7 protein-coding genes are annotated in these 7,608 nt (G+C 72.2%); 5 read left to right on the forward strand and 2 right to left on the reverse strand.

Features of this window, described 5'->3' with window-relative positions:
• On the forward strand, positions 1-844 hold an 844-nt coding region (locus M3N57_05340), incomplete at its 5' end, for a hypothetical protein (GenBank protein MDP9022119.1).
• On the opposite strand, the gene M3N57_05345 is transcribed toward M3N57_05340, so the two are convergent.
• Together M3N57_05345 and M3N57_05350 are read right to left on the reverse strand one after the other, a co-directional pair.
• The gene (locus tag M3N57_05345) at positions 831-1,931 is read right to left on the reverse strand and encodes a hypothetical protein (protein ID MDP9022120.1); all 1,101 of its coding nucleotides are present in this window, start codon (positions 1,929-1,931) and stop codon (positions 831-833) included. The genes M3N57_05340 and M3N57_05345 overlap by 14 nt on opposite strands.
• Before the next feature lie 201 nt (positions 1,932-2,132).
• Positions 2,133-3,506 carry a zinc-dependent metalloprotease gene (locus M3N57_05350; GenBank protein ID MDP9022121.1) on the reverse strand — a complete coding sequence of 458 codons (1,374 nt, stop codon included), beginning with the start codon at positions 3,504-3,506 and terminating at the stop codon, positions 2,133-2,135.
• A gap of 148 nt (positions 3,507-3,654) precedes the next feature.
• Between M3N57_05350 and M3N57_05355 the strand changes: the two genes are divergently transcribed.
• The 4 genes from M3N57_05355 to M3N57_05370 form a co-directional block, all read left to right on the forward strand.
• Positions 3,655-4,776 (forward strand): NAD-dependent epimerase/dehydratase family protein, encoded by a 1,122-nt coding sequence (locus tag M3N57_05355; GenBank protein ID MDP9022122.1) that lies wholly within the window; start codon positions 3,655-3,657, stop codon positions 4,774-4,776.
• A 1-nt stretch (position 4,777) separates the two neighbouring features.
• A complete protein-coding gene (locus M3N57_05360; protein ID MDP9022123.1) occupies positions 4,778-5,824 on the forward strand; it encodes a hypothetical protein in 1,047 nt (348 codons plus the stop codon).
• Positions 5,825-5,943: 119 nt separating this feature from the next.
• On the forward strand, positions 5,944-6,132 hold the full coding sequence (locus tag M3N57_05365) for a hypothetical protein (GenBank protein MDP9022124.1): 189 nt from the start codon (positions 5,944-5,946) through the stop codon (positions 6,130-6,132).
• 154 nt (positions 6,133-6,286) lie between these two features.
• The coding region (locus M3N57_05370) for a S8 family serine peptidase (protein ID MDP9022125.1) at positions 6,287-7,608 on the forward strand (1,322 nt) is incomplete at its 3' end.

A 7,608-nucleotide genomic window follows, 5' to 3' on the forward strand; every position in this document is an offset into this window, starting at 1 on the left:
CCTTCGAACCCTGGCGTCACGCACGTGGACCGAACGCGCTCTGCGGCAGTTGAGCAAGGACGTCGGCGGCTGGGATGCCACCCAGCTGGTCGACTTCTTCCAGCAGCTGCGTGACGTGCGGGTGGCCGCACGCGTGTCGACCGCCGCCGCGTTGGCGGCCGTCCGTGACGTCGGTGGTCTGGACGCCGCCGCCGACGAGCTCGACAGGTCGGTCAGCGCAGCCCGACAGTCGAATTCGCATCTGGACGAGCTCGACGCGTTGACGCAGGTCGCCGACCTGCATCCGGATGCGCCCACGTTCGTCGACTGGCTGGGCGACCAGCTAGACGCGCGAGTCGACCGGGACGGGGTACGGCTGGCGACGGTCCACTCCACGAAAGGCATGGAGTTCGCGCACGTGTTCGTCTACGCCGCCAACGACGGGATCGTCCCCCACCGGCTCGTCGACGACATGGACGAGGAACGACGCGTCTTCCACGTGGCTATCACCCGCGGGACGACGTCGGTGGATGTCGTCGCGTCGAAAGCGGCCACGTCCCCGTTCGCGTTCGAGCTGCGACCACCGTCGAAGACCGACCCGCGCCCGACACCGGACAGCGGTCGCGCCGCTCGCCGAGGCGGGGCAGCGACGCGTCGGGCAACGACACCCCGGCGGCCGGGCCCGACGGTCGTTGCCTCGGTCGGCGACCGGATCACCGCGTCCGGTGGCATCTCCGGCGAGATCGTCGAGATCAGCGACGATGGCGTGTCGATCGCGTTGCGGTCAGGTGGGCGCCTGTCGGTCGGATACGGGTCGAAGGTGACCGGCTCTGACGGGCGACTCGGCACGCTCACCGCCAGCTGACCACAGCTGGAGGCAGGCAGGCAGCGTCCGGACCGTCGGAGCCTTTCTGCACGTCAGTGGCCAACAGTGACGCGGTCGCGGACCGCTCACATGCATCGGACTCCGTGTCATCTAGCCGACGCGCCGCCGCCGGCGGGACGTAGCCGTAGTCGATGACTTCGAAGGCTTCGATGGGGATGGAGCACAGGGCTTGTTTGGACAGTTGCCACAGCTGGCCGCGACCTGCTGTGACGGTGTCTTCGAGTTTGAGGGCGATCGGCGCGCCGGTCGAGTCGCCGACGATGACCCCGTAGCGTTGCAGCGCTGTGGCGATGGGGCGTGCTTGGGGGTGCAGGTCGAACGTCGACAGGTCGACGGAGGGCTTGATCCGTAGGCGGGCGCCTTGGGGTGGGGCGTGGGGATGGGTGGATTTGCCGTCGGATCCGATCATGGGGAACAGGTGCTCGTCGCGGACGGAGTTGAGGCCGATCTTGACGACGTGGTCGATGGCGCCGGCTTGGACCTGGTCGTGGCGCACCGCGGTGATGGCGCCGTTGAGCCCGCGGTTGCTCCCGGTGTTGCGGGGTTCGTCGGCTCCTGGCAGCTTGGCGTGCAGCCCGTTGGAGTCGAGGTAGGCGACGCTGCCGCCACCGGCGGACCACACGTCGTTGGTCGCGTCGTAGGTGGCCTTCCACAGCCATGAGACGATCCCGCGGTCGAGGTCGTAGATGACCAACTGTTGATCGGAGTTGTCGCCGGCACGGGCGTGGCTGGGGATGCGCAGCCGATCGAACTCGGGTGGCAGGTAGTAGCGTGTGCGCACGACGGCGTACTCGGTGTCGCCCGGCTCGGCCCAGAAGATCGGTTCGCCCCACCGGTCGGTGTCCGCGCCCATGAGCAGGAAGCAGCCAGCGTTGCTGTTGTCGTGCTTGAGGAACTCGATGATGTCGGCCGATTGGGGGTGCACCGGCGCGTTGGTCGGCAGTGGCGTGTTCCAGAAGGAGCCGTCGGTGAACGCCCGCAGCGGGCGGGTGCCGGCCACGGCGTCGCCCGGGTGCATCACCGCGGTGGTCGCCACGACCGCGAGCAACGCGATCACCGTGCGCATGTGTCCCGTCGTTCGCATGTGACTAGCCTGACGTCGATGTTGGGACTATATCTCGTTTATGTCCGGTTTACCGCACCGTCGTTGACGGTCCCTGCGGACGAGGCGGGATGGTGTGAGGCGCGGCTGGCCTCGCCGGTCGCCGAGTGGGGGTCCGGAGGCGGACGGCGCGGGGGGACCACGACAACGACCCGCGGATCTCCATCACGTGTCGGCGGATGGGCCTCCGCGGTCGCCGCGCTCGTCCGGGTCGGGCGGCTCGGGCGGGGCGTCACCCGGCCCGAACAGCGCCGAGGGATCGTCTGGGACCTCCTCCCCGCCGGCCATGCGCGCCAGCCAGCGGGGCGGGTCGGCCAGCTCCTCGGCGTCGGGGAGGTTCTCGGGGTGCGCTAACGCGCGGCGCAGCCCCTCGGGACCGCGGGCGTCGACGACGGCCGCGACGAAGCGATCGCCGACGGCCTCTTCGCGCGGGCGGAGGTCGAGGCCCAGCAGCTGCTCGAGGAGTCGCTCACCCTCGCCAGCGGTCGCCCGCCGGCGTCGCAGCACCTCCTCGACGCGCCCCAGGTTCGGAAGACGCGGCCCCGCCGCGGCGCGGATCTCGGCGCGGGTCCACGCCTGCAACAGCGAGACCACTCCCTGCAGACGCTCCAGGACCCGGCGTTGCGCGGCGGTCGGTTCCAGCCGGAAGTGGCTGGCCCGCTCCATCGCCTGCTGGAGCGCCTCCGGGTCGTCCGGATCCACCCCAGCCATGACCTCGCGCGAGAGGTCCATCAGCCGCTCGGCGTCGATCTCGGTCCCCGCCGCGAACGTTGCAACCAGGCGGTGGACGTGACCGGCCAGCCACGGGACGGCGTGGAACTGACGGCGGTGGGCGGCTTCGTGCAGCGCCAGCACCACACCGACCTCGGTCTCGTCCACGTCGTAGCCGGTGAACGCCTCTGAAGCGTTCACCGCGATGCGGTAGGCCGTGGCGGTGTCGGCCGTGGGGATCGCCAGGTCGAACTGCCCCAGCAACTGCCGCGCGAGTTGACCGATCACCTGACCGGCCTGCATGCCCATCAGCACCGCCCCCATCGGCTCGAGCACGCCACGCAGGTCGCCCAGCACCGCCCCGAGATCCAGACCGCCGAGCTCGACGCCGAGCGCCTCCATCGGCGCCTGGTCCTCGACGAGGTCGGCGAGCGCAGCGATCTGGGCCTGAGCGACCGGTTCCATCAACGGCCGCAAGCCGTCGACCGCCGCGTTGACCCACGTCTGGCGGCTGACGACGGCAAGGCGCCCCGCATCGGGCGGGGCCGGCAGGGAACCGTCGTCGAGCCAGTGCTCGGCCAGGCGGAGCGCCTCGGCGGCGCGTGCGACCTCGTCGGGGGTGGGAGAACGGTCGCCGCTGGCGGCCAGCTGCAGTGCGCCCTGGCGGGCCAGGTCCCAGTTCACGGGAGCACCGCCGGTGGCGGCGATGGCCCGGCGCAGCTGAGCGAACAGCTGCGGGCCACCCAGCTGCTCGAAGAGCCCGGCGAGGTCGCCGGGCAGCTGCGGCTGGTCGTCGCCCGCCGCGTCGTCGCTGTCGTCGGGTGCCATGGTGTGAGTCTCGCAGGGTCGCAGCGGCAGTGCGACCGCGGCCGGCGTCGGATGTCCCCGCGGAGAGTCGGAGACGCCACCGACCGTCTCCGATCTCCGAAGACCGCCGTGGACGCGGCTCCGGACGCCTCGAAGGACGACCGGGACAGTGACCGACTACGCTGGCCGGCCAGATCCCGCCGAAGGCTACGCAGAGATGGGCACCAGCGTCGCCATCACCGGCGTCGGTGGCCTGCTGGGGCAGCGGCTGCTGGCACAGCTGTCGACCGACGCTGACGTCGAGCGTGTCGTCGGCCTCGACGTCACCCTCCCAGCCGATCTGCCGGTCGGGGACACGGTCGACCTCCAGCGGGCCGACGTCCGAGACGCCGACCTCGCCACGCGCTTCGCTGGGTGCGACGTGGTCGTTCACGCGGCGTTCTTGATGGATGAGGTCGGTGATCGTGCGGTGATGCGCTCCATCAACGTCGATGGGACGCAGAACGTGTTCGAGGCCGCACGACACGCAGGCGTCGCCAAGGTGGTGTACCTGTCGTCGGCCGTGGCCTACGGCGCGCACCCCGACAACGACGTCCCCCTCACCGAAGACAGCCCTCTGCGGGCCAACCCCGACTTCGCCTACGCCGAGGACAAGCTCGCGGTCGAACGGTGGCTGGAAGGCTGGCGCGACGACCACCGCGATATCGAGGTGGTCGTGTTGAGGCCCTGGATCGTGGCGGGCCGCGAGGTCGATAACTGGTTCGTCCGCCAGCTCGTCGAAGGCACCACCTTGGGTCTGCGGCGGGTGTTCAACGTCCGCGGCTACCGACCGCCGTGGCAGTTCGGCCACGTCGACGACGTGATCGCCGCGATCACCCATGCCATGCGCCACGACCTGTCGGGGCCGTACAACGTGGCGTGCGAGGGGTGGCTGTCCTACGACGAGTTCCTGGCGATCACCGGCTTGAAGCCCCTGTCGATCCCGGAGGGTCAGGCTTTCGCCCTGGCGGAGCAGCTGTGGAAGCTCGACCTGGTCGGTGGCCCTCCCGGAGCGGTGCACTACGTGATGCACCCGATCGTTCTCAGCGTGGAACGGCTGGTGGCGACCGGCTGGCGGCCGAGGCACACCAACCGTGAAGCGCTCGGCGAGCTGAGTGAGGCGCACGCCGAGTGGCTCCCCGTCAAGCACGGGGTCCGCGTGCGCCGTCGCGATGTCCGCATCGGCGCAGCGCTCGCCGGGTCGCTCGCCCTACTGGGCACCGCCGCAGCCGTCGTCGGCCGGGACGAGTGACGTGGACCAGCTCGGCCAGCTCGCGCCTGCGTTCGAAGCGCGCGAGGCGTGGACGTTCGGCCTCGTGATCGTCCTGGCCGTCCTGCGTCCCGTCGGTCGCCGCGGGTGGCTGGCGGCCGCCGCGCTCCTCGTCGTCGCCGTCGGGGCTCTGGGCACCACCCAGCTCGGTGGTCCGGCGTGGCCGGTGCTGGCAACGGTCGGGGCACTGTCGCTGGCGGGGCTGCTGGCGCTGACCGCCGTCACCGAGCCGCTGCGCTGGGAACCACGGACCGGCCCGAGCGCCGCCACCGCGCTGATCGTCGGGGCGGTCGTCGTCCACGTATCCGTCGCGCTGCACACGGCCGATCCACTGGCGCTCCTTGCCGTCGCCGCGATCGTGCTCGGTGCCGAGCGGCTGGGGCGCCGGTGGGGGTACGTGGGCACGGCACGCTGCACGGCCGCGGCCGTGGCGTGGGCCCCACCGCTGATCCTCGGCTACCGCAGCGATCCGACCGCCCTCGTCGCGGCAGCGGCGCTGGTGTGGTCGTGGTGGGCCCTGGTGGAGATGTGGGGGGGACGCCACCGCCCGGGGCGCCTGGCCGCCGCCAGCGGGGTGCTGCTCGGTGCGGCGGTGGTCGCGGCGCCCTGGTCGCTGGTCGCGACCCCGCCGTGGGTCCGGCGCCTGTCTGCGCGGACCGCCGGCTGGTTCACCGGCGGGGCGTTGGCGGCGTTCACCACGGCGGCGGTGGGATTGGTGCTGGTCGGTCAGGAACTGCCGGGGTTGCCAGACCTGTCCACCGTCAACGTCGTGGCGGTGGTTGCGGTGGCCGCCGTCGCGACGGCGGCGTTCGCGGTCCGCCGGCCCCTGTCGCCGACTCGGCTGTCGGCGGTGACCGCCGCGCTGCTGCTCACGGCCGTCCCGTGGTGGCTCGCCGGGGACGTCACGGCCGGCCCGGTGGCCGCGATGCCGTTCGTGCTCCTGGCCGCGGTCGCTCCCGACCGGCCCGAGGAGCGCTGGCCGCCTGACGCGGCGGTCCCTGGTGACGCTCGGGCCGAGGTCGGGGCGTGACCGCGGGGCCCTGTCCGGATGGACGCTGACGCCCTGGCCGGGACAGCGGTTGTTGGGCTCAGACGCTGGCAGTACCGTCGGTTGTAGACATCCCACGACCGCGGCAGCGTGGATATCCGGTGAGCTTCGTTCTGATCCCCATCATGGTGACTGCGGTATGCGTTCTGGCTTGGTCGTGGTGGTCGGGGCGTGTCGCTCGGAACCCGGTCACGTCCGTCGACAACTTCCACCGGGCGCTGGCCGCGATGCAGCCCGCCCGTGACCCGTCGGCTCCGGTCGAGGCCTCGGCACGCCGCAACGACACCTGACGGCGCGCCGCCGCCGTCGGCGCCGAGCGCGGCGTGGCCGACGGGCGCAGTGGGCTGTCGGGAGCTGCGTCCCCTGCAGCTTCCCGGAGCGTGACGGTGGCGACGCCCCTACGATCGCGGCTCGCCCGCATCCGTCTTGGGAACCGGCACCGTCGTGAGCTCGCGCCGCGCGATCCTCGTCACCGTCATCGCGGTCGTGGCATCGCTGTCGCTTGCCGCCGCCCAGGCTGCACCCAACGATCCGCACTTCCCGGCACAGTGGGGGCTGACGCAGATCGGTGCCCCCGAGGGGTGGACACTCTCGCGGGGTGCGGGGGTCGTCGTAGCGGTGATCGACAGCGGCGTGGACCTCACCCACCCCGACCTGGTCGACGCCTTCGCCGGCCGGCCCGACGGGCGCATCCTCGGCTACGACTTCGTCGACGGCGACGAGGACCCCACCGACGAGCACGGCCACGGCACCATGGTGGCCGGGATCATCGCGGCACGGACGTCCAACGGGATCGGGGTGGCGTCGGTCGCGCCCCAGGCCCGGCTGATGCCCATCCGGGTGCTCGACCGCGAGGCGGCAGGCACCAGCGACCACGTCGACGCGGCGATCCGGTGGGCGGTCGATAACGGCGCCCACGTGATCAACCTGTCGCTGGAGGTCCACCGCGACAGCGGCGTGTCGATCGTGCACGCGCAGCAGGCACCTGACGCGGCGGTGCGCTACGCCTGGCAGCGTGGCGTCGCGGTCGTGGCCGCCGCGGGGAACGACAGCGACGCGTTCACCGACTTCGCCGCAGACGTCCCCGTCCTGCTGGTCGGAGCGACCGATCAGCGCGACCAGCCGGCGAACTTCTCCGATTTCGGCCGCCGCGACGCGGTCATGGCACCAGGTGTCGAGATCCGCAGTACCTGGTGCGACCCGTGCGGTGCCGGCGCCCGCCACAGCATCGGCCAGTCCAGCGGCACGTCGTACGCGGCGCCTCACGTGGCCGCGACCGTGGCGCTGCTCCGCGCCTCCGGATCCAGCAGCGCACAGGCGGTCGAACGGGTCCGCGCCACAGCGGTCGACCTCGGCACGCCCGGACCTGACTCCCGCACCGGGTACGGGCGGCTGGATGCCGCCGCGGCCGTCGGGGTGCGAACGACGCGGTCGGAGCCCGCCGGGCAGGTGGCCCCATCACCGCCCGGCCCCGGGCCGCCACCGCAGACCGCAGCCGCCGTTGAGCCGTCGCCCGCCGCGGTCACCGAGACCCCCGAGCTGTCCGAGCCCGCGCCGGAGCCCCTATCCCCTCCACCGCATCCCACCACCGACCCGGTGCCGGCGATCACGGTCGAAACGCCGCAGGCCACGCGGCCGCCGACCGAGCAAGCGATCCCATCCCAGGCCGGCCCGGCGCGGCACCGCGAACGCGAGGCGATCGCCCCGTGGGCGGCGCTGGCAGCAGTCCTGCTCGCGGTCGACGTGGTCGCGCTGATCGGCACCAC

It is taken from the genome of Actinomycetota bacterium, from assembly GCA_030776725.1.
Taxonomy (GTDB): Bacteria; Actinomycetota; Nitriliruptoria; order Nitriliruptorales; family JAHWKO01; genus JAHWKW01.